At 72.8% G+C, this 21,749-nt stretch carries 17 protein-coding genes; 11 read left to right on the forward strand and 6 right to left on the reverse strand.

Features of this window, described 5'->3' with window-relative positions; genetic code table 11:
- The first annotated feature begins 62 nt into the window (after nucleotides 1-62).
- The 6 genes from AB4880_RS25175 to AB4880_RS25200 are packed head-to-tail and all read left to right on the forward strand — an operon-like array spanning nucleotide 63 to nucleotide 4,145.
- Nucleotides 63-449 carry an ArsR/SmtB family transcription factor gene (locus AB4880_RS25175; protein WP_367921968.1) on the forward strand — a complete coding sequence of 129 codons (387 nt, stop codon included), beginning with the start codon at nucleotides 63-65 and terminating at the stop codon, nucleotides 447-449.
- Nucleotides 446-961, forward strand: a complete 516-nt coding sequence (locus AB4880_RS25180; RefSeq protein ID WP_367921969.1) for an SRPBCC family protein — start codon at nucleotides 446-448, stop codon at nucleotides 959-961. Before AB4880_RS25175 ends, AB4880_RS25180 begins: the two co-directional genes overlap by 4 nt.
- A complete protein-coding gene (locus AB4880_RS25185; protein ID WP_367921970.1) occupies nucleotides 958-1,548 on the forward strand; it encodes a TIGR03086 family metal-binding protein in 591 nt (196 codons plus the stop codon). Before AB4880_RS25180 ends, AB4880_RS25185 begins: the two co-directional genes overlap by 4 nt.
- A gap of 10 nt (nucleotides 1,549-1,558) precedes the next feature.
- On the forward strand, nucleotides 1,559-1,906 hold the full coding sequence (locus AB4880_RS25190; protein WP_367921971.1) for a TfoX/Sxy family protein: 348 nt from the start codon (nucleotides 1,559-1,561) through the stop codon (nucleotides 1,904-1,906).
- Nucleotides 1,903-3,177, forward strand: coding sequence for an MFS transporter (locus tag AB4880_RS25195; RefSeq protein WP_367921972.1), 1,275 nt, complete (start codon nucleotides 1,903-1,905; stop codon nucleotides 3,175-3,177). The genes AB4880_RS25190 and AB4880_RS25195 overlap by 4 nt, the downstream gene beginning before the upstream one ends.
- Complete coding sequence (locus AB4880_RS25200) at nucleotides 3,174-4,145, forward strand: hypothetical protein (protein WP_367921973.1); 972 nt, start codon at nucleotides 3,174-3,176, stop codon at nucleotides 4,143-4,145. Before AB4880_RS25195 ends, AB4880_RS25200 begins: the two co-directional genes overlap by 4 nt.
- Before the next feature lie 27 nt (nucleotides 4,146-4,172).
- Here the strand turns inward: AB4880_RS25200 and AB4880_RS25205 are convergent, their stop codons facing one another.
- Genes AB4880_RS25205 through AB4880_RS25215 form a run of 3 tightly spaced genes read right to left on the reverse strand, consistent with a single transcriptional unit; the run spans nucleotide 4,173 to nucleotide 6,048 of the window.
- Nucleotides 4,173-5,030 carry a WXG100 family type VII secretion target gene (locus tag AB4880_RS25205; RefSeq protein ID WP_367921974.1) on the reverse strand — a complete coding sequence of 286 codons (858 nt, stop codon included), beginning with the start codon at nucleotides 5,028-5,030 and terminating at the stop codon, nucleotides 4,173-4,175.
- Nucleotides 5,027-5,458, reverse strand: coding sequence for a hypothetical protein (locus AB4880_RS25210; RefSeq protein WP_367921975.1), 432 nt, complete (start codon nucleotides 5,456-5,458; stop codon nucleotides 5,027-5,029). Before AB4880_RS25210 ends, AB4880_RS25205 begins: the two co-directional genes overlap by 4 nt.
- Entirely contained in the window at nucleotides 5,455-6,048 is a 594-nt protein-coding gene (locus AB4880_RS25215) for a hypothetical protein (protein ID WP_367921976.1), read from the reverse strand. The genes AB4880_RS25210 and AB4880_RS25215 overlap by 4 nt, the downstream gene beginning before the upstream one ends.
- 207 nt (nucleotides 6,049-6,255) lie before the next feature.
- Between AB4880_RS25215 and AB4880_RS25220 the strand changes: the two genes are divergently transcribed.
- From AB4880_RS25220 to htpX, 5 genes are all read left to right on the forward strand, one after another.
- Nucleotides 6,256-7,632, forward strand: a complete 1,377-nt coding sequence (locus AB4880_RS25220) for an MFS transporter (RefSeq protein ID WP_367921977.1) — start codon at nucleotides 6,256-6,258, stop codon at nucleotides 7,630-7,632.
- 547 nt (nucleotides 7,633-8,179) lie between these two features.
- Entirely contained in the window at nucleotides 8,180-8,686 is a 507-nt protein-coding gene (locus AB4880_RS25225; protein ID WP_367921978.1) for a hypothetical protein, read from the forward strand.
- Nucleotides 8,687-8,715: 29 nt separating this feature from the next.
- Nucleotides 8,716-13,257 carry an ATP-dependent helicase gene (locus tag AB4880_RS25230; protein ID WP_367921979.1) on the forward strand — a complete coding sequence of 1,514 codons (4,542 nt, stop codon included), beginning with the start codon at nucleotides 8,716-8,718 and terminating at the stop codon, nucleotides 13,255-13,257.
- 9 nt (nucleotides 13,258-13,266) lie between these two features.
- Nucleotides 13,267-14,064, forward strand: coding sequence for a DNA-formamidopyrimidine glycosylase family protein (locus AB4880_RS25235; RefSeq protein WP_367921980.1), 798 nt, complete (start codon nucleotides 13,267-13,269; stop codon nucleotides 14,062-14,064).
- Between the two features lie 71 nt (nucleotides 14,065-14,135).
- A complete protein-coding gene (gene htpX, locus AB4880_RS25240) occupies nucleotides 14,136-15,011 on the forward strand; it encodes a zinc metalloprotease HtpX (RefSeq protein ID WP_367921981.1) in 876 nt (291 codons plus the stop codon).
- A gap of 74 nt (nucleotides 15,012-15,085) precedes the next feature.
- Here htpX and AB4880_RS25245 read toward each other — a convergent pair whose 3' ends face one another.
- From AB4880_RS25245 to AB4880_RS25255, 3 genes are all read right to left on the reverse strand, one after another.
- Entirely contained in the window at nucleotides 15,086-15,400 is a 315-nt protein-coding gene (locus tag AB4880_RS25245) for a helix-turn-helix domain-containing protein (protein WP_437440515.1), read from the reverse strand.
- Nucleotides 15,401-15,492: 92 nt separating this feature from the next.
- A complete protein-coding gene (locus AB4880_RS25250; RefSeq protein ID WP_367921983.1) occupies nucleotides 15,493-15,996 on the reverse strand; it encodes a CinA family protein in 504 nt (167 codons plus the stop codon).
- 51 nt (nucleotides 15,997-16,047) lie between these two features.
- The gene (locus tag AB4880_RS25255) at nucleotides 16,048-21,663 is read right to left on the reverse strand and encodes an ExeM/NucH family extracellular endonuclease (protein WP_367921984.1); all 5,616 of its coding nucleotides are present in this window, start codon (nucleotides 21,661-21,663) and stop codon (nucleotides 16,048-16,050) included.
- Between the last annotated feature and the right edge of the window lie 86 nt (nucleotides 21,664-21,749).

Here is a 21,749-nt window from a genome sequence, read left to right on the forward strand (position 1 = left end):
CAACGTCACTTTCTCAACCCAACGGTTGACAACGAGGCCGTCTTGGGCGTCTACTCAACCTCATGGTTGATAAGGACGACCGGCTGTCGCGGGTCTTCGGCGCCCTCGCCGACCCGACCCGGCGCGACATGGTCGCCCGGCTCGCGGCGGGCGACGCGACGGTGAGCGAGCTCGCGGCGCCGTACGACGTCTCGATGCAGGCCGTCTCCAAGCACCTCAAGGTGCTCGAGGAGGCCGGCCTGGTCCGCCGCAGCCGCGACGCCCAGCGCCGACCGGTCCATCTGGACGCGGAGGTGTTCGACCTCATGACGAAGTGGATCGAGCGCTACCGGCAGCAGGCCGAGGAGCGCTACCGCCGCCTGGACGACGTCCTCGCGCGGATGCAGGGCAAGCCCATTGCGGCCGCCACGGCCGACGAGAACGAGCGACACGAAGGAGCAGCAGGATGAGCACCCACGCCCACCCGGCGGTCGAGGCCACGATCGAGGCCGACCCCGACGTCCCCACGGTCCGGATCGTCCGCGAGTTCGACGCCCCGCGTGAGCTCGTCTACCGCGCGCACGTCGAGCCGGAGCTGGTCAAGCAGTGGCTCGGCCCCGACTCGATCGGCATGGAGATCGACGTCTGGGACATGCGTACCGGCGGCGAGTACCGCTACACCGCGACCCGCGACGGCGAGGAGATCGCGCACTTCTACGGCTCGGTCCACCGGGTCACGCCCAACGAGCGGATCGTGCAGACCTTCGGCTTCGAGGAGATGCCCGACGCGGTCAGCCTCGACACGCTCGTCTTCCACGAGCTCCCCGACGGCCGCACCCGGCTCGAGGGGCTCTCGGTGGTCTACGACTTCGAGTCCCGCGCCGGGATGCTCGCCAGCGGGATGGAGGTCGGCGTCCAGGAGGGCTACGCCGCGCTCGACCGGCTGCTCGCGTCGCTCCAGGGCAAGGCGGACGGCGCGTGATCCCCGCCGGGCCCGCCGACGAGCACCGCGCCATCGCGGGCGGCTTCCACGACGTCGTCCGCGGGGTCGCCGCCGACGACTGGGACGCGCAGTCCCCGGTCGCCGACTGGCGGGCGCGCGACGTCGTACGGCATCTGGTGGAGTGGTTCCCCGCCTTCCTCGCCGACGGCTCCGGCCTGCGGATCCCGCCCGGCCCCTCGGTCGACGACGACCCCGCCGGCGCCTGGGCCCACCACGCCGCCGCCGTCCAGGCGGTGCTCGACGACCCGGCCAACGCCGACGTCACCTTCGCCCACCCGCGGCTCCCCGCATCGCCGCTCCCCCAGGCGATCGCGCAGTTCTACACGAGCGACGTCTTCATGCACACCTGGGACCTCGCCCGCGCCAGCGGCCAGGAGCCCGCGCTCGACGAGGAGCGCTGCCGGACGATGCTGACCGGCATGGAGCCGCTCGACGAGATGCTGCGCCACAGCGGCCAGTACGGCGCCCGCGTCGCGGTCGCCGACGACGCCAGCTGGCAGGACCGGCTGATGGGCTTCGTCGGGCGCGACCCACGCTGGCGCGCAAGTGTCGGTGGTCGGTCGTAGCGTCCTCCTCATGGCGTACGACGAAGAGCTGGCCGCTCGGCTCCGCGACCTCCTGGTCGACGAGCCGAGCGTCGCCGGCCACGAGGTGAGCGAGAAGAAGATGTTCGGCGGGCTCGCCTTCCTCGTGGGCGGCAACATGGCGGTGGCCGCCAGCGGGCAGGGCGGCCTGATGGTCCGCATCGACCCCGACGAGGGCGAGCAGCTGATCGCCACGACCGCCGCCTACCCGATGGAGATGCGCGGCCGCGCGATGACCGGCTGGCTGCGCGTCGACCTCGACGAGGTCGCGGCCGACGACGCGCTGGCGACCTGGGTGCGGCGCGGGGCGTCCTACGCCGCGAGCCTCCCGGCGAAGTGAAGGCGTTCTGGGCGGCGCTCCCCCGTGAGGGCCGCTGGCTGCTCTCGACGGTCGCGATCCAGACTCTCGGCCGCGGCCTCACGCTGCCGTTCACGCTGATCTACCTGCACGAGGTCCGCGGCTTCGACCTCGGCCTCGCCGGCACGCTGATGGCGCTGGTCGCGGTCACCGGCTTCCTGGTCACCGGACCGAGCGGCGCCCTCACCGACAAGTACGGCGCCCGCGCGGTCCTGATCGTCGGCATTGTGTCGATGGTCGCGGGCAACCTGCTGCTCGCCTACGCGACCACACCGGCGGCGGCCGCGGTGGCACTGGTGCTCATCGGCCTCAACTTCGGCGTCTCGTGGCCGGCCTTCAACGCGCTCATCGCGGCGGTCGTGACCGGTCCACTGCGCCAGACCTACTTCGGCATCAACTTCGCGCTGGTCAACCTCGGCATCGGCGTCGGCGGCATCGTCGGCGGGCTGTGGGCCGACGTCGACCGGCCCGGCACCTTCACCGCCATCTTCATCGGCGACGCGATCACCGGCCTGGTGCCGCTCTTCCTGCTGCTCGGGCCGCTGCGCCACGTCAGCGGGCGCGCCGAGGCCTCCGACGACGAGGTCGCGACGCCGGCCGTCGGCTACCTCGCGATCCTGCGCGAGCCGACCGTGCGCTGGCTGACCGCGCTCACCTTCGTGGCCACCTTCATCGGCTACGGCCAGCACGAGGCGGGCTTCCCGGGCTACGCGCGGGCCGCAGCCGAGGTGTCGACGCGCACGGTCGGGCTGTCCTTCGCGATCAACACCGCGGTGATCGTGCTGCTGCAGTTCACCGTGCTCTCGCGGATCACCGGGCGCCGTCGTACCCGCGTGATCGTGGTGATGGCCGCCATCTGGGCGGCCGCGTGGGCGTTGCTCGGCGTCGGCGGGCTGGTGCCCGGCGGCGCGATCGCGACGTCCGCGGTGCTGGGCTTCATGGCGGTGTTCGCGCTGGGCGAGACGCTGCTGCAGCCGACCGTCCCGGCGATGACCAACGACCTCGCCACCGACCGCACCCGCGGACGCTACAACGCGCTGACCGCGGCGGCCTTCCAGGGCGGCGCGATCGCCGGGCCGGTGGCGGCCGGGCTGCTGCTGCATCGCGGGCTCGGGTCGACGTACATCGTGATCATGGTGCTCGGCTGCGTCGCCATCGCCGCGATGGCCCGCCGGCTCGAATGGCACGTCTCGGACGTCGCCAACGGAGTGCGGACTGAACCGGCGCTGACCGGGGAAGGAAGGCCCGCATGACCTCTCTGTTCCGCGCCGTCGCGGCCGCCGTGCTGGCGACTCCGCTGCTGGGCGCCGGCTGCTCGGTGCTCGACTCCACCGACGACCTCTCCGGCAAGGCGGTCCGCGCGGCTGCTGACGCGCCGCCGCGCAGCAGCGCCGCCGCGCACGACGGCTGGACGGCGGAGTTCCAGCTTCCCGACGGTCGCCTGACGGCGCGCATCGCGCCACTGACCGACACGAAGGTTCGGGCCGACCAGACTTTCGCCCGCCAGGCGGTCGAGGCCGGCGACGGCACCACGCTGGTCGCCGTCTCCTGGGCCAGCGAAGCCGGAGCCGGCGTCCCTCCCGTCGCCCAGACGATGGTGCTCGACCCCCGCGTCGAGGACGAGCTCGCGCTGGTCGACGGCGACCAGCGGGTGCCGCTCGAGGTCGACGGGCTCAGCCGCACCAAGGGCTTCGTCTACGCCGCGGTCACCGATCCCGCGCACCTGCGCCTGGAGGTGGTCTTCGACGGCGTGACCCAGGCGATCGCCGCCGGGGCCGACGCACCCCATGCCGACCCGGCCGCGCAGCCCCTCTACGACGCGACCCAGGCATCCCCTGCCGACTACACCGACTGCGTCGCCGCCGTCACGCCCGCCTCGTTCACCCGCCGGGGCGGCAGCGCGTTCTGCCGTGCGCGGACGGCGAGCTGGCCGTGGGTCGCCGGCAGCGGCTGGTCCGACGGGAGGCCGTGGCAGCTGGTGCAGCTCGAGACCACGATGCACCCGGCTGACGGTGGGGTCGTGCGTGACACGAAGGTCGCGGCGACGCTCGACGGGCAGGCGCCCGCGGCGACCAGCGGCGGCGACCAGAGCGGCGAGAGCACGTCGTCCATCCTGGTCTTCCCGTCCGGCACCCACTTCGCCGTCCGGCGCACCAGCACGGCACCGAGCGGCCCGCTCACGCTGCGCGGATCGCTCGACCTGACGGTGCCGGGGCGCTGAGCCCCGGCCCCGCCGCGCCTGGGTGGGTCAGGCGTGCTGCCAGGGGCCGTTGAGATTCGGCAGATCGACGTTCGAGAAGTCGGGCCATTTGTCGCCCTCGAAGCCGCGCTGCCCCAGCTTGGACTGGATCGCGTCCCAGTCGCCCGCGCTGCCGACGTTGAGGTCGATCCAGTAGTCGACGGCCTCCTGCAGGATCGACGCCGCCTCGGAGCCCGCCGTCACGATGATCTGCACGACGACGCCCGCACCGCCGGTGAACCAGTTGCCGACGTCCCCCAGCTCGCCGGCCTTGCCGAGGATCGCGGCGGCGAGGTCGACCAGGTTCTTCAGCTGCGCGGTCCAATACTTCAGCAGGTTGACCTGGTGGTCGTCGAGCAGGTCGGCCGCCTCGGCCAGCGTGTCGGCCATGCCCTGGACCGCCTTGAGCTGGAAGCTCGAGGTGTTCTCGTACGCCGTGTAGGCCCGGCCGGTCCACGTCTTGGAGAGGTAGCGGTTGGCGGCATCGATGTCGTTGCGCACCTGGCCCAGCTGCTCGACCGAGTCGCGGTAGCGGCTGGCGATGCTCGACATGCGCAGCGGGTCGCCGAGGATCGCGCCGATCGACTGCCGGATCGTCTCGGACGCCGTCTCCCACGCCTCGTTGATGTGGCTGATGGCGTCATGGAAGCGGCCCTCGAGCTCGTGGCCGGCCAGCCCGCCGAACACCATGCCCAGCGGTCCGCCGAGGAGGCCGCCGATCAGCCCGCCGCTCTCGGTGAGGTGGTCGTTGATGAAGTTCGTCGACTTCTCGATGAAGTCGCCGATGGCCTTGTTGACGTCCTCGATGGCGTCGTTGACCTGGGTGAGGAAGACCTCGGGGTCCTTGTTCGCCGTGGTGTCGGTCATTTCCCTGCCCGATCCTTGAGCTTGCGGAAGTTCTCGCCCTGGGTGGTGTCGGTGCCGCTGAGGTCGTTCGCCGTCTCGATCAGACCGTTGGCGAGCGTCTGGGTGATCCAGTGGCCGTCGGCGGCGCCGTTGACCATGACCGCGTTGATCGTCTGGTGCAGGCGGCCCGCGGTGTAGAGCGTGTCCTGCATGCCGAAGAGCCACGGATATCCCCAGCCCTCGGACGCATAGCCCCACACGGTCTGCAGCGCCTTCGACAGCGCCTCCCACGAGCCGGCCGCGGTGACCAGCTCCTGGACGTCGGCCGAGAACTGGCCGTGGGCTCCGCCGGGCGGGTGCGGCGTGCCGTAGCCGGGCGGATCGTCCGGCGCCTTCCACTCCGGCGGCACGAAGGGGCCGTAGACCGGGTGCTGCGGGGTCGTGCTCATCGGGTACCTCCTGCCTGGGCGTCGGCGAACGCCTCGTTGAGTGCATGGCGGGCCAGGTCGGCGGCCGCGGTGGCGAGGAAACGTGGGTCGGCTTCGAGGCGGCGGAGCCCGTCGACGTACCCCAGCTCGATCCGCACCTCACCCTCGCGGGACGCGCCGGTGACCCGGCGGTCGAGGCGCTCGTCGCGCCAGGCCCGGCGCGGTTGCACCGGGGCGTCGGGCGGCACCAGCGGGCCGGCCCGGAAGGCGGACGGCGCCACGAGCCGGCGTCGTCCCTCGATCAGCTCGCGGCCGCGCGCCAGCTCGTCGTCGCCGAGCCGGCGCTGCTCCGCACTGGCCGCCAGGTGGGCCAGCACGGCGGCTCCGATCGCACGGTCGAGTGCGGCCCGCAGCCCGGCCGCGTCACGGAGCTCGACGGTCATCGCGTCGAGGGCGATCACCCGCACCGGCCAGCCCGTGGCGTCGACCTCGAGCTCGAGGCCGGTGCGCTCGTCACGCCCCCGGGTCGGGTCGGCGGAGACGAACCACTGTGTCCCCCGGATCTCGCGCTGGAGCGCGACTCGGTCGTCGTAGGTCGCAGATAGGTTCATCGACACCGCCGTGGCTCGCTGGACGCCCGGCGCGCCCGAGCGTGCTGCGAGCCTTCCTCGGTCGAGCGCGCTCCAATCCTGCGATTTCCGCGGATGCCTTCCCACGGGGTGAGGTCCGACACAACCGACCTCCGCCGGCTCCAGAGGATTTCATCGCCCCCTCGCTCAAACCGTAAAGTTTTCCGTCGTGAAGCCGTCGGTCCGCGCATGATCTCGTTGAACTCCTTCTGGGGCGCTCTGCCCCGCGAAGGACGCTGGCTGCTCTCCACCGTCGCCGTCTCCACGCTCGGCCGCGGCCTGGTCCTGCCGTTCACCCTGATCTACCTGCACGAGGTCCGCGGCTTCGACCTCGGCGTCTCCGGCGGCCTGATGGCGCTCATCGCCGCGGTCGCCTTCATCGTCACCGGGCCGAGCGGCGCCCTCACCGACCGGTACGGCGCCCGCGTGGTCATGCTGGGCGGCCAGACCTCGATGGTGTTCGGCACCCTGCTGCTCGGCTTCGCCACCACGCCGTCGGCCGCCGCGGTCGCGCTGACCCTCATCGGCGTCAACTTCGGCGCCTCCTGGCCGGCCTTCAACTCGCTCATCGCCTCGGTCGTGCAGGGCGAGGTGCGCCAGCAGTACTTCGGCGTGAACTTCGCGCTCACCAACCTCGGCCTCGGCGTCGGCGGCATCGTCGGCGGTCTCTTCGCCGACGTCGCGCGGCCGGAGACGTTCACCGCGATCTACCTCGCCGACGCGGCGTCCTGCCTGATCCCGCTGGCGCTCTTCCTCGGCCCGCTGCGCCACCTGCACGGCCGTGCGCCGCGCCCGCCGCGCGACCTCGCCGACCAGGCCGGCTACGTCCGGCCGACCTACCGTGCCCTGCTGCGCAACCCCGCCGTGCGCTGGCTGACGCTGCTCACCTTCGTCGCCACGTTCATCGGCTACGGCCAGTTCGAGGCCGGCCTGCCGGGCTTCGCGCGCCAGACGGCGGGGTTGTCGACCGAGCTGATCGGCATCGGCTTCGCGCTCAACACCTTCGTGATCGTGGGCCTGCAGTTCGCGATGATGGGCCGGATCCGCGGCCGCCGCCGCACCCGCGTCCTAGTCGTGATGGCCGCGCTCTGGGCCGCCGCCTGGGCCCTCGTCGGTCTCGGCGGACTGCTCCCCGGAGGCATCGTCGCCGCGATCGGCCTGCTCGGCTTCGGCGTCGTGTTCGGCGTCGGCGAGACCCTGCTCCAGCCGACCGTTCCCGCGATGACCAACGACCTCGCCGCCGACCAGTCGCGCGGTCGCGCCAACGCGCTCAACGCCGCCGCGGTCCAGGCCGGCACCGTCGCCGGACCGATCGTCGCCGGCCTGCTCCTGCAGGAGGGCGCCGGCATGCTGCTCATCGCCCTGATGCTCATCGGCTGTGCCGCGATCGTGGCGCTCACGCGGGTGCTCGAGCGGCACCTGCCCGCCGCCGCGAACGGACTGCTTCAGACCGGCTCGGCGAACCAGAGCGTCCGGTGCGACCAGTCCCGCGGACCACGCCGTACGCCGGAGCACACGACGATGACCGCCTGCGGCGCGCCGTCGGCGGCCGACCAGCCCGGGTAGCCCTCCTCCGCGCGGACCTCGGTCCGCTGCATCACCCGGTAGCACGCGACCTCGCCACCGGCGCCGCGGAGCACGATCCGCCCGCCGACCTGCAGGCCGGCGAGCAGCCGGTTGCCCATCGCGCTGCCGTTGGGCCAGGTGTGCGCGTTGAGCAGGACATGGCCCTGCTTCGAGCCGGGCTCGACGCCGCCGAGGTCCCAGGCGAAGACGTCCTTGGCGGTGACCGGCGGGACCCCGGGCACACCGGCGGCATCCCGCGGGTAGCCCGTCACCGTCGCCCGCCGTACGACGTGCTGGACGGTGATCGCGCTCGGCACGAACCCCCGCCGTGCCTGCCTGTCGCAGACGTCCCTCGGTGGCGGGGGCGGCCTCGGGCTCGGCGTGAGCGTCGGCTGGGGCGCGGCGGCGGGCGGCGCGGAAGCAGGGTCGTCGCGGAGGATCAGCCACGCGAGCGCGACGACGAGCAGGAGCGCGACCGCACCGGCGATCGTCGCCTTGCGGCGCCTGGTCCACTCCATCGGCCCATTGTGCGTGTCAGACTCGCGCCGTGGCCGACGTTCGCCTCATCTGCTCCACGCCCGCGGCGCCGTGGCTCCCGCCAGGCAGTACGGCGGAGGCGTGGGCCGGCCTCGATTGCGCGGTGCCGGAGCCGAGCATCATCGTCCGGCTGCTCCTGAGCCGACCGACGCATCGGGGCTCGGAGTTCTTCTGCGTCCCGACCGAGCGGGGCCTCGATCTCCCGAGCCTGGCTCTCGCGACCGGGCCCGACCGGAGCAGCACCGCCGACGGCCTCGCCGCGCTCGCGAGCTCGACCCACGGCCGCGGGCGGCTCGAGCACCGCTGTGTCGGCTACATCCGCAATGTCGTCCCGACGCCCGACCCGTCCTACCCGCACCCGTCGCCGTGGGCACATGTTCCCGTCTTCGTCCCGGCCAAAGCCGTCGAGCCGACGCGGGACGGCGTCTGGCGGACCCTGGACGCGGCACGCGCCGAGCTGTCCGCCCGCCACTGGTGGCCCATCGTCGAGCACGACCTCACCCCGGCCGCGACCTGACTGTCGGAGGTCTGCGCGAGGATGGCGTCATGACGATCCCCGACCCGCTGGCCGCGTTCAGCGACGCGACGCGCACGTGGTTCCGTGCCGCGTTCGCGGAGCCGACCGCGGCCCAGGCCGGGGCGTGGGACGCGATCGGGCGCGGCCACCACACACTCGTGGTCGCGCCGACCGGCTCCGGCAAGACGCTGAGCGCCTTCCTCGCCGGCATCGACCGGCTGCTCACGACGCCGGCGCCCGACGACCGGCTGCATCGCACGCGCGTCCTCTACGTCTCGCCGCTCAAGGCGCTGGCGGTCGACGTCGAGCGCAACCTGCGCGCGCCGCTCATCGGCATCCGCCAGACCGCCGAGCGGCTCTGCGGCGCTCCCCTGCCCGAGGTCACGGTCGGCATCCGCTCCGGCGACACGCCCGCCAACGAGCGGCGCAGGCTGGCGGCCAAGCCGCCCGACGTCCTCATCACCACACCCGAGTCGCTCTTCCTCATCCTCACCAGCCAGGCGCGCGAGACCCTGCGCGGCATCGACACGGTGATCGTCGACGAGGTCCACGCGGTCGCCGGCACCAAGCGCGGCGCCCACCTGGCGCTGTCCCTCGAGCGACTCGACGCGCTGCTTCCCCGGCCGGCCCAGCGGGTCGGCCTGTCGGCCACCGTGCGCCCCACCGAGGAGGTCGCCCGCTTCCTCGGCGGCACCGCCCCGGTCGAGATCGTCGCGCCGCCGGCCCACAAGGAGTGGGACCTGCGGGTCGAGGTCCCCGTCGAGGACATGACCGAGCTCGGCCAGGTCATCGACGACGACGACCCCACCGCCCCACCCGCGCGGGCCAGCATCTGGCCCCATGTCGAGCAGCGGGTCGCCGAGCTGATCGAGCAGCACCGCTCGACGATCGTGTTCACCAACGGCCGCCGTACCGCCGAGCGGCTCACCGCCCGGCTCAACGAGATCGCCGCCGGCGTGAGCGCCGACGGCGTCGAGCCGCCCGCCCAGGTCATGGCGCAGTCCGGCGCGGCCGCCGGGGCCGCGCCGGTCCTGGCACGCACCCACCACGGCTCGGTCTCCAAGGAGCAGCGCGCGCTCGTCGAGGACGACCTGAAGGCGGGCCGGCTCCCGGCAGTCGTCGCGACGAGCAGCCTCGAGCTCGGCATCGACATGGGCGCGGTCGACCTGGTGCTGCAGATCGCGTCGCCGCCGAGCGTCGCGAGCGCCCTGCAGCGCGTCGGCCGGGCCGGCCACCAGGTCGGCGAGACCTCGCGCGGCATCTTCTTCCCCCAGCACCGCGGCGACCTCGCGCCCGCGGCCGTCTCCGTCGCCCGGATGCGCACCGGCGGCATCGAGCAGCTGCGCGTCCCCACCAACCCGCTCGACGTCCTCGCCCAGCAGATCGTGGCCGTCACCGCGATCGACGACTGGGACGTCGACGAGCTCTACGCCACCGTCCGGCGCAGCGCCCCCTACGTCCACCTGCCGCGCTCGGCCTACGACGCCGTCCTCGACCTGCTCGCCGGGCGCTACCCGTCCGACGAGTTCGCCGAGCTCCGCCCCCGCATCACCTGGGACCGCGTCACCGGCCAGATCACCGGCCGCCCCGGCGCCCAGCGGCTCGCCGTCACCAGCGGAGGCACCATCCCCGACCGCGGCCTGTACGGCGTGTTCCTCGCCGGCCAGGGCGCCAACCGCCGCGTCGGCGAGCTCGACGAGGAGATGGTCTACGAGAGCCGGGTCGGTGACGTCTTCGCGCTCGGCGCGACGAGCTGGCGGATCGAGGACATCACCCACGACCAGGTCATCGTCACGCCCGCGCCCGGCGTCCCGGGCCGGCTGCCGTTCTGGAAGGGCGACACCGCCGGCCGGCCCACCGAGCTGGGTGAGGCGATCGGCGGCTTCACCCGCGAGCTCGCCGCGCTGCCCGAGGCCGACGCCACCGCCCGCGCCCGCGAGGTGGGGCTCGACGACAACGCCGCGACCAACCTGGTCGGCTATCTGCGCGAGCAGGTCGACGCGACCCGGGTGCTGCCGAGCGACCTGACCGTCCTGGTCGAGCGCTTCCGCGACGAGCTCGGCGACTGGCGCCTCGCGGTCCACTCGCCCTACGGCACGGCCGTCCACTCCCCCTGGGCGCTGGCCATCAACGCCCGGCTGCGCGAGAGGTTCGGCGTCGACGGCCAGGCGCTCGCCTCCGACGACGGCATCGTGATCCGCATCCCCGACACCGACGCCGAGCCGCCCGGCGCCGACCTGATCGCCTTCGAGCCCGACGAGATCGAGGAGATCGTCACCCGCGAGGTCGGCGGGTCCGCGCTCTTCGCCGCCCGCTTCCGCGAGTGCGCGGCGCGCGCGCTGCTGCTCCCCCGCCGCGACCCCGGACGCCGCTCCCCGCTGTGGCAGCAGCGCCAGCGGGCGGCGGCGCTGCTCGAGGTCGCGACGCGCTACCCGTCGTTCCCGATCGTGCTCGAGACGGTCCGCGAGGTCCTCAACGACGTCTACGACCTGCCCGGTCTGGTCACCCTGCTGCGCCGGGTCGACCAGCGCGAGATCACGATCACCGAGGTCGAGACGACCCAGCCGTCGCCGTACGCCCGGACGCTGATGTTCGGCTACGTCGCCCAGTTCGTCTACGAGGGCGACTCGCCGCTCGCCGAGCGCCGGGCCGCGGCGCTCACCCTCGACCAGGGCCTGCTCGCCGAGCTGCTCGGCCGGGCCGAGCTGCGCGAGCTGCTCGACCCCGACGTCCTCGCGGAGGTCGAGGCCGAGCTGCAGCGCACCGTCCCCGACCGCCGTGCGCGCGACGCCGAAGGGCTCACCGACCTGCTCCGCCTGCTCGGCCCCCTCACCGAGGCCGAGATCGCCGCCCGCGCGCGCGACGACGCGCCGGTCGCCGACTGGCTGAGCGACCTCACCGCCGCGCGCCGGGTCGTCGCCGTCCGCATGCCCTACGGCGACGCGTGGGCCGCCGTCGAGGACGTCGCCCGTCTCCGCGACGGGCTCGGCATCCCCGCCCCGCCCGGCACGCCCGCCGCCTTCGCCGAGCCCGTCGACGACCCGCTCGCCGACCTGGTCGGCCGCTACGCCCGCACGCACGGGCCTTTCGCCGCCGACCAGGTGGCGGCCCGGCTGGGTCTCGGCGTCGCCGTCGTCCGCCACACGCTGCAGCGGCTCGAGGCGCAGGGCCGGGTGCTGTCCGGCGAGTTCCGGCCGGTGCCCGCGGCCGGGTCGCTGACCGGCGAGGAGTGGTGCGACCTCGAGGTGCTGCGCCGGCTGCGGCGGCGCTCGCTGGCCAAGCTGCGCCACGAGATCGAGCCGGTCGATCCCACCACGCTCGCCCGGTTCTCCACCGCCTGGCACCAGATCGCCACGCCCAAGGGCCTGCGCGGCGGCGACGGGCTGCTCCGCGCGATCGAGCAGCTGGCCGGCGCCGCCGTGCCGGCCAGCGCGCTGGAGTCGCTCGTGCTGCCGGCCCGCGTCCGCGACTACGAGCCGGCGCTGCTCGACGAGCTGACCGCCACCGGCGAGGTCCTGTGGGCCGGCCACGGCGCGCTACCCGGGTCCGACGGCTGGGTGTCCCTCCACCTCGCCGACCGCGCCCACCTCAGCCTCGCGCAGCCACCCGAGATCACCGACCCCCTCCAGCAGCGGGTCCTCGACGTCCTGGCTCCGGGCGGTGCGTGGTTCTTCCGACAGGTCTCCGACCAGGTCGCGCGGGCCTGCCTCGACGCGGGCGACGACGCCCCGCTCGACGAGGCGGTCAACGCCGCGCTCTGGGCACTGGTCTGGGACGGCCGGCTCACCAACGACACCCTCACCCCGCTGCGCGCGCTCACCCGCTCCGGCCGCGCGGCCCACCGCTCGAAGCGCGCGCCCGCGCGACCGGGTCGCCTCGCGCGCACCGGCCCGCCCGAGACCGCCGGCCGGTGGGCGGTCCTGCCGCCGATCGACGTCGACGTCACCCGCCGCGCCCACGCCACCGCCGAGCAGCTCCTCGAGCGCCACGGCGTCGTGACCCGCGGAGCCGTCGTCAACGAGCGGGTGGCCGGCGGCTTCGCCGCGGTCTACAAGGTGCTGAGCGCGTTCGAGGAGTCCGGCCGCTGCCGTCGCGGCTACTTCGTCGAGGGCCTCGGCGCCGCCCAGTTCGGCACGGCCGGCGCGGTCGACCGGCTCCGCTCCTTCGCCACCCCGGCCGGCGGCGAGGCGCCCGACCACAAGCCGACCGCGGTCGCGCTCGCGGCGACCGACCCGGCCAACCCCTACGGCGCCGCGCTCCCCTGGCCGCCCTCCGACGCCGGCCACCGGCCCGGGCGCAAGGCCGGCGGGCTCGTCGTCCTGGTCGACGGGGCGCTGGTCCTCTACGTCGAACGCGGCGGGCGCACGCTGCTCACCTGGTCCGACGATCCCGACCTGCTCACCCCGGCGGCGGAGGCGCTGTCGACCGCGGTCCGGCGCGGCACGCTCGGCCAGCTCACCGTCGAGAAGGCCGACGGCGAGGCCCTCCTCGGCAACGCCGGCCCGCTGCGCGACGCGCTCGCCGCCGCGGGCTTCGTGGCGACGCCGCGGGGGCTGCGGGTGCGGGCGTAGGCGGTCGCGATGCCCGAGGGAGACGCCGTACGTCGTACCGGCGACCGGCTCGACCGGGCGCTGGCCGGCGCGACCCTGGTCCGCAGCGACTTCCGGGTCCCCCAGCTCGCCACCACCGACCTCGCCGGCGCCACCGTCGCGCCGACCGCGACCCACGGCAAGCACCTCCTGACCCGGCTCACCACCGCCGGCGGCGACCGGCTCACGCTGCACACCCACCTCAAGATGGAGGGCAGCTGGCGGGTCATCCACGCCGGCGACCGCTGGCCGCAGCCCGGCCACCTCGCGCGCGTCGTCCTCACCACCGACGCCGTCGAGGCGATCGGCTTCCAGCTCGGACTGGTCGAGCTGCTCCCCACGGCCGACGAGCACACCGTGATCGGCCACCTCGGCCCCGACCTGCTCGGGCCGTGGTCCGCCGACGACGAGCAGACCGCGCTCGCCCGCCTTACTGCCGCGCCCGACCGGGTCCTCGGCGAGGCCCTCCTCGACCAGAGCGTCGTGGCCGGGCTCGGCACCATCTGGCTGTCCGAGACCTGCTTCGTCCAGGGCATCCACCCGCAGCGGCCGGTCTCCGCGCTCGCCGACCCCCTCCGCCTGCTGCGCCGCGCGCGGGCCCTGCTCCGCTCGGGGCTCGAGCACGGCCAGCCGATCACCACCGGCGACCGCCACAACCCGGTCTGGGTCTACCGCCGCCAGCGCCAGCCCTGCCTGCGCTGCCGGACGACGATCGAAGCCGGCCAGGTCGGCCCGCCCGGCCGCGAGCGCACCACCTACTGGTGCCCCCGCTGCCAGCCCCGCGCCTGAGTCGCCCGAGCGTGATCCGCCTCTCTTCGCGCCGCCGGAACGGAACGCACCTCGCCGTTCGTTGACCTGACATGCATCGGCACTACAACGGCCTCAAGACCGCCGGCCTCTTCGGCGCGATCTTCGGTCTGCTGCTCGCCGTCGGTGGCCTGATCGCCGCGGCGACCGGCAGCTCGGCGTTCATCTGGATCTTCGCACTCATCGGCGTCGGCACCACCGCCTACGGCTACTGGAACTCCGACAAGCTCGCCATCAAGGCGATGCACGCCTACCCGGTCTCGGAGTCGCAGCAGCCCGCCATGTACCGGATCGTCCGCGAGCTCTCCACCGCGGCGGGGCAGCCGATGCCCGCGCTCTTCGTCTCCCCCACCCAGGCCCCGAACGCCTTCGCGACCGGCCGCAACCCGCAGAACGCCGCGGTCTGCTGCACCGAGGGCATCCTCGCCCTGCTCGACGAGCGCGAGCTGCGCGGCGTCCTGGGCCACGAGCTGATGCACGTCTACAACCGCGACATCCTCACCGGCTCGGTCGCGGCGGCGGTCGCCGGCGTGATCAGCTCGGTGGCGCAGTTCCTGGCGTTCTCGTCGATCTTCGGCGGCGGCAACGACGACGAGCGGCCCAACCCGCTGGTCATGATCGGCACCGCGCTGCTTGCGCCGTTCGCGGCGGGCGTGATCCAGATGGCGATCAGCCGCACCCGCGAGTACGACGCCGACGAGGACGGCGCCCGCCTGACCGGCGACCCGCTGGCCCTGGCGTCGGCGCTGCGCAAGCTGGAGTCCGGCACCGCCCGCGCCCCGCTGGCCCCCACCCCGCAGCTGCAGAACGCGAGCCACATGATGATCGCGAACCCGTTCCGCGCGGCCGACGTCCAGCGGATGTTCTCCACCCACCCGCCGATGGACGAGCGCATCGCCCGTCTCGAGGCGATGGCCCACCAGCGCTGAGCGACTTCCGAGAGAGAAGAGCGAAGGCCCCCGGTCCAGCAGGACCGGGGGCCTTCGTCTGTCGGGAGCCGGGATCAGGCGGCGGAGGCCACGACCTCGCCGGCACGGCGCGGGGCGATCGGGGTCGGGGCGGCGCCGACCAGGGCGGCCTCCTCGAGCGCGATCGCGTCGGCGACGTCGCGGAGCACGTCGGACAGCGGCAGGTCGAGCGCCTCGCACAGCGAGGCGAGCAGCTCGGAGGACGCCTCCTTCTGTCCGCGCTCGATCTCGGAGATGTAGCCGAGGCTGACGCGCGCGGCGCCGGAGACCTCACGGAGGGTCAGACCCAGGTCGGTACGGCGACCGCGCAGGATGTCACCGAGCGAGCGGCGGAAGAGCACCATCTCGATCTCCTCTCCGTAGGTGGGTGGCGGCTGTTGTCCCCAACGCTACCCGAGGCCCGAATCTTCCGCTGGGCGACCGGCCGCTGAGACCACGGACCTCATCGAGATTGGGGAGACAGGACCGCCGTCAGCTCGGCCAGCGCGGCATCGACCGTCGCGCTCTGGATCGCGGCCCGATCGCCGCTCAGCTCGAGGGCCACCGCGCGGGCGTCGTCGGGGCCGGCGAGGCCGACGTAGACGGTGCCGACCGGCTTGCCCTCCTGCTCGTCGGGCCCGGCGACGCCGGTCGTGCTCAGCGCGTACGTCGTGCCGAGCAGCCGTCGTACGCCCTCGGCCATCGCGCAGGCACAGGCCGCGGACACCACGCCGTCACCGTCGACGACGTCCTGCGGGACACCGAGGACGTCGACCTTGACCTGGGTCTGATAGCTGACCACGCCGCCCGCGAAGACCGCTGACGAGCCGGGGACGTTGGTCACCCGGGCGGCGAGCTGGCCGCCGGTCAGCGACTCCGCGACCGCGACGGACGCCTCGCGCGAGCGGAGCAGATGGACAAGAGCCTCGGCCGGTGATCCCACGACGGTCATGCTGTCATGGGCCACCGACCGAGGCTCCCGGTCGTGCCGTGTGTCGCTAGGTCCGGTCGGACCGGGTCAGCGCTTGACCACCCAGATCGTGGTGGTCGTCTGCTGGCCGCTCAGACCGGTGCTGCCGGAGTAGGTGACCGTGACCTTCTTCGATCCGGTCGACGTGAACTTCGCCAGCGTGACCACGGCCTTGCCGTCGACCACGTTGACCGTCTTGGCCGCCAGCCCCTTGGCCTTCACCTGGACCGTGCCGGTGACCGCCTCGCCGTCGGCGTTGACGAGCGTGACGACGACCTGGGCCTTGGTCTTCTTGACCTTGACCGTGCCCGGCTTGGTCTTCACCGACATGGTCACCGCACCCCGGGCCACGGGCTCGGTCTGCGCCGAGACGACGGTCGCGTCGTCGTAGCCGGCCGCCTTGGCCGTGACGGCCACGGTGATCCGCTGGCCACCGAGCGAGCCCTTGAGCTTCAGGGTCGCACCGGTCGCACCGGCGATCGGCTTCGCGTTCGCGTACCACTGGTAGGTCAGCGAGACCGGGGTCGGCGCCCAGGTGCCCGCGGACGCGGTCAGCGTCCGGCCGACCCGGACCGTGCCGGAGATCGTCGGCGTGGGCTGGGTGGTGAAGGTGCCCTTGGCCACCGCAGCCGTCGGGTCGGACGTCGCGACGCCGTCGTCGTAGCCCGCCGCCGACGCGGTCACCTCGACCGTGATCGCCTTGCCGAGCTGCGCCGTGGTCACCGTGAACGTCGCCGCCGTGGCGCCGTCGATCGGCTGGCCGTCAGCCAGCCACCGGTAGGTCGCCGACGTCGCCGCCGGGTCCCAGGTGCCCGGGCTGGCGGTCAGCTGCTGGCCGACCTTGGCGGTGCCGGTGATCGCCGGCTTGACGGTGTTGACCAGCGTGCCCGTGACGGTGATCGGCACGAGGACCTGGGTCCCCGTCTGCGCGCCGACCAGGGTCAGGGTCACTGCGCCCGCCGGCGTGTTCGCCGGAAGGGTGACGTCGACGTGGGCCACGCCGTACCGGTCGGCCGCCTCCGTGCCGATCGTGTTGTCGAGCGTCGCGGTGCCGATCTGCTGGTCACCCAGCTTGACGGCGACCTCGGTGTCCTTGACGTCGTCGGCGGTGGACATGGTCCACGAGCTGACGTCGAGGAGGACGTGTGCACCGGGACGGTACGTCGCCGGGGCGTCGGCCGGCTTGTTGATGCCGACCGCGCGCTGGCTGTAGTCGACCGCGAGCGGACCCGAGCTGGTCTTCGCCGCCAGGTAGTCGACCATCGCCTGCAGGTCGATCTTGCCGGTGTCCGCCTTGCTCACGCCGTTGTTGAGCTCGAAGAAGTTGTCACCGCCCGAGGCGAGGAAGGAGTTCACCGTGACCGAGTACGTCGCGCCGAGGTCGATCGGCGTCCCGTTCAGCCACATGCCGGTGACGTGACCCTCGTAGGTGGCGGTGCCCTGCACGGTCACCGGGTTCTCGCTGTAGGTGTAGGTGAAGCCCTTCGAGACGCCGAGGCGCAGGAACGGACGGGTCGGGACCTTGCCGGCGGCGTCGCGCTGCCACTGCTGCTCGAGCACCTTCTTGATCTGGGCGCCAGTGAGCCGCATGTTGACCAGGGTGTTGGCGAACGGCTGGACGACCGCCGCCTGCTTGTAGGTCAGGTCGCGGGCGTTGCCGTTGACCGTGCCGCCCATGTCGTCGCGCAGACCGCCCGGGTTCATGAAGGCGATCTGGGCGCTGCCCGACTCCGGGTTCTCCGTGGCCCAGCGCTGGACCTCGGCGACCAGGTTGCCGAGCGTCGACTCGCCACCGCGGTTCTCGCTGGCGTTGGACAGCTTGGCGCGGTTGAACGGCGCCTTGAGCTGGCCGAGCACCCGCGCGCCGAGCACGTTGGCCTCGTTCTTCGCGGCGTCGACGATCGCCTGGACGGTCGGGTCGGCCGGGTAGAGCGCCGTCGGCAGCAGGGGGCCGGAGCCGTCGGGGTCGGTCGTCATCAGCGGCAGGATGTTGCTGGTGACGCCGGTGACCTTGCCGGTCGCGTTGTCGACGGTGAACACGAGCTGGTCGAGGTTCATGCCGTACTGACCGGCGGAGACGACCGGGCGCTGGGTGACCGCACGACCCTCGTCGACCCACTTCTGCACCGGGAAGGAGCAGTTGTAGGCGAGGTGGGTGTGGCCGGACACGATCGCGTCGACGTCCGACGAGACGGTCTGGGTGATCTTGCCCCAGGTCGTGCTCGGGTCGGTGAACTGCGCCGACGCGCAGCTCGTCGAGGCCGAGCCCTCGTGGACCAGCATGATCACGACGTCGGCGCCGTGGGCCCGCAGGTCGGCGGCCTCGGTGTTGACCGAGCTGACGATTCCGTCGACCTTCAGGTTCGCGATGCCGGCCGGCGAGACGAGGGTCGGGAGATCCTCGGTGACCGCGCCGACGAAGCCGACCTTGACGCCCGCGACGTCCTTGATCCAGGTGGCGGGGACGGCGGGGTCACCGGTCGCCTTGATCTTCAGGTTCGCCGCAATGTACTGCCACCTCGCGCCGCCGTACTTGTTGGTGGTGGGGTCGTAGGCGGCCATCACCCGGTTGACGAGGTCGTCGTAGCCGCCGTCGAGCTCGTGGTTGCCCACAGCCGAGACGTCGAGACCGGCCTCGTTGAGGGCGTCGATCGTCGGCTTGTCCTTCTGGATGAAGGACTCGAAGGTCGAGGCGCCGATCAGGTCGCCCGCGGCCGCGAAGACCGTGTTCGGGTTGTCCGCGCGCAGCTTCTTCACCGCGCCCGAGAGGACGGCGGCGCCGGCCTCGCGGTTCGACGCAGTCGGCAGGATCCGGCCGTGGAAGTCGTTCGTGCCGAGGATCTGCACGTCCGTCGTCCCAGCGGCGGCCTTCTTGATGCCGATGACCTCGGGGTTGTGGTCCGAGGCGCTGTAGGCGCCGGTCGAGAAGAGGTTGGTGAAGTTGTAGTTGTAGCGGGAGTAGAGGTTGAACACCGACTCGTTGGCGTTGACCTCCCAGATGTCGACGCCGCTGACCATGGCCTTGGCCGCGTCATTGGCGAGGACGTGGTCGAGCGAGCCCGACTGACCGTCGAAGCTGTAGGAGTGCTTGCCCTCGGCCTCCATCTGCGTGTAGCCGCCGGCGTAGAGGACCTGCATCGGGTCCTCCTGCGAGTAGGAGTTGAAGTCGCCGGTCAGGAAGACCGCCGACACCCCGCGGGAGGTGGCGAAGTCACTCGCGAACTGCTTCAGGCGGGTCGCCTGCGCGATCCGGTCCGGGTTGGCGTTGCCCTGCCCGGTCCCGTCGTTGGCGCCGGAGCCCTTGGACTTGAAGTGGTTGACGATGACCGCGAACCGGTCGGCGTCCGTGCCGCCCACCGGCTTGAACACCGAGGCGAACGGCTCACGCGCGTTGTCGAACTCCGAGGTGCCGAACAGCATCTGCGCGTCACCGACGACGGCGACCTTGGCCGGCTTGTAGATGAAGCCGGTGCGGATGACGTCCTGGTAGGCCTTGTTGGTCGGGGTCGACGCGTCGGCCGGCGAGCGGACGTAGTCCCAGGTGCCGGCGCCCGCGTCGGCGTTGAGGGCCGTCACGAGCGCGGCGAGCGCCTCGTCACGGTCGACGCCGTCGACGACCAGGCTGTTCTCGATCTCCTCGACCGACACGATGTCGGCGTCGATCTTGTTGATCGCCTTGACGATCTTGGCCTGCTGGCGGTCGAAGCTCGCCGCGTCCCAGGCGCCGCGCGGACCGTTGCCCGGGCACTGGTTGACGGCGATCGGGGTGCCGGCGCGGTCGACGTACGACGAGCATCCGCCGTAGGTCGAGCCCAGCGTGGTGAAGTAGTTGAGCACGTTGAACGTGGCCAGCTTGAGGTCACCGCCGACGGGCGCCGGGGCGGCCGGACGGTTCTGCTCGAAGGTCACCTTGCCCGTGGGCGCGCCGACGATCTGCGACGTCGGCTGCAGCTTCCAGCCGAAGCGCCAGTCGAGGACGACCGGCTGGTCGAAGGTCACCTTCGCGCCGACGCGGACGTAGTGGTCCGGCGTCAGCCACGGCATCGCGGCGTCCTTGCCAGCGGCCGTGTTCTGCGTGTTCCAGTACGTCGTGCTGGAGCCGTCGTCGAGGATCACCCGGTGGGCGTTGTTCCACGCCGTACGGGCGGCGATCGCCGCGGTGTCCTGGGCGTCGATGATGTCGGTCGGCGTGATCAGCGGCTCGGTGGAGTTGGCCGCGAGGCCGATCTCGCCGACGTTGTTGCTGGACGCGGTGCCCGGCGGGTTGAACGCGGAGCCGTCGTAGGCGTCGGTCACGGTGTAGTTGCCGGACGGCGCGAACAGCTCGCCCTCGACGGCCTCGCGCGCGGTGTCGATCTGCGCGAGCGTCAGGCAGCCGGTGCCGGGCAGGGCGCAGTCGGTGCCCGGGATGACCGTCTTCGGCGTCACCGTGCCGAGGGCGGCGATCTTGTCGACCGTACCGGCCGTGGTGTCGACCTCGGTGAGCGTGCCGGTCGCCGTCCCGTTGCTGGACGCGAACTCCTTGACCGTGCCGGACACCCGGACCGAATCTCCGATGGCCAGACTGTTCAGGAGCGTCGGGTTGCTGCCGACGAACACGAAGACAGCGTCGGAGGCGTCGGGAGTGTCGGCGCCGGGGGTCTGGAGGTAGAAGCCGTTGAAGCCACCCGTCGGGTAGAGCGCGGTGATGACGCCCTGCGTCGTGACGGCCGTGTTGACCGTCGGGCTGCTCGGGCCCGTGCCCTGGATCTCCGCGATCGGCGTGGCCGCGGCGGCCTCGGCGACGGTGATGTCGAAGGTCGCGGTGGCGGTGGCGTCGACCGCGTCGGTCGCGGTGACGGTGACCGAGGTGGTGCCGACCGCCGTCGGGGTGCCGGCGATGGTGTCGCCGGTCAGGGTCAGGCCGGCCGGGAGCGCCGTCGACGTCCAGGTGTACGGCGCGGTGCCGCCCGCCGCCGACAGGGTGATCGACGCGGCGGAGTCCTTGGTGAGGGACGTGGCGCCGGGGTTGGTGACCGTGAGCTCGCTCGGCTCCGCCTGGCCGCTGCTGGTGTTCTGCGGCGTCGGGTCGCCGAGCACGAAGTCGGCGGCGTTGTTGTCGGAGTCGGCGCCGTTGTTGCGGTTGAGCGACTTGGCGGCGGTGGCCGCGGACGTCGCGGGAGCGCCCTCGTAGCTGGCTGCGCCGGTGGTGCCGAAGAAGTCGACGATCCCCGAGACGCCCACGGTGTTGCCGGAGGTCGCGATGATCGCATTGCCGTTCTGCAGCGCGACCTGACCGCCACTGGCCGCCATGCTGAAGCCGGCCGGGCCGGCGTCGGGCGTCGGCAGCGCCGCACCGGTGGTGCCGGCGCCGCTCATCTGGATCAGGTAGCGCCCGTGTGCGGGCACCGATCCCGACAGCGCGAACGGGTTGCCGCCCGAGCCGCCGGTGGCCGACCGGTAGTGCACGGCCATCCCCGAGAGCGAGATCGCCGCAGCGGTCGGGTTGAAGAGCTCGACGAAGTCGGCGTTGTAGGCGGCGCCGCCGTTGCCGCCGGCGCCGTACACCTCCGAGATCACGAGAGCAGTGCCGCCGGGGTTCGCCTGGGCGGGTGAGGGAGCGAGCGCGGCCATGCCGGATGCGGCGACGGCGGCGCTCAAGGAGCCGAACAGTAACTTCTTCACGGAGCGCATGAACTTCTTTCGGGGTCGTCGAAAAAAGGCCGACCACGCCGTGGCCCGAGAGCGGCGTGGACGAGGGAAGGGCCCTG

It is taken from the genome of Nocardioides ginsengisoli (assembly GCF_039537225.1).
Lineage (GTDB): Bacteria > Actinomycetota > Actinomycetes > Propionibacteriales > Nocardioidaceae > Nocardioides > Nocardioides ginsengisoli.

Coding starts and splice junctions, on each gene's coding strand:
- AB4880_RS25175 (WP_367921968.1), top strand. CDS start 63: ATGGTTGATAAGGACGACCGGCTGTCGCGGGTCTTCGGCGCCCTCGCC.
- AB4880_RS25180 (WP_367921969.1), top strand. CDS start 446: ATGAGCACCCACGCCCACCCGGCGGTCGAGGCCACGATCGAGGCCGAC.
- AB4880_RS25190 (WP_367921971.1), top strand. CDS start 1,559: ATGGCGTACGACGAAGAGCTGGCCGCTCGGCTCCGCGACCTCCTGGTC.
- AB4880_RS25200 (WP_367921973.1), top strand. CDS start 3,174: ATGACCTCTCTGTTCCGCGCCGTCGCGGCCGCCGTGCTGGCGACTCCG.
- AB4880_RS25205 (WP_367921974.1), bottom strand. CDS start 5,030: ATGACCGACACCACGGCGAACAAGGACCCCGAGGTCTTCCTCACCCAG.
- AB4880_RS25210 (WP_367921975.1), bottom strand. CDS start 5,458: ATGAGCACGACCCCGCAGCACCCGGTCTACGGCCCCTTCGTGCCGCCG.
- AB4880_RS25215 (WP_367921976.1), bottom strand. CDS start 6,048: ATGAACCTATCTGCGACCTACGACGACCGAGTCGCGCTCCAGCGCGAG.
- AB4880_RS25220 (WP_367921977.1), top strand. CDS start 6,256: ATGATCTCGTTGAACTCCTTCTGGGGCGCTCTGCCCCGCGAAGGACGC.
- AB4880_RS25230 (WP_367921979.1), top strand. CDS start 8,716: ATGACGATCCCCGACCCGCTGGCCGCGTTCAGCGACGCGACGCGCACG.
- AB4880_RS25235 (WP_367921980.1), top strand. CDS start 13,267: ATGCCCGAGGGAGACGCCGTACGTCGTACCGGCGACCGGCTCGACCGG.
- htpX (WP_367921981.1), top strand. CDS start 14,136: ATGCATCGGCACTACAACGGCCTCAAGACCGCCGGCCTCTTCGGCGCG.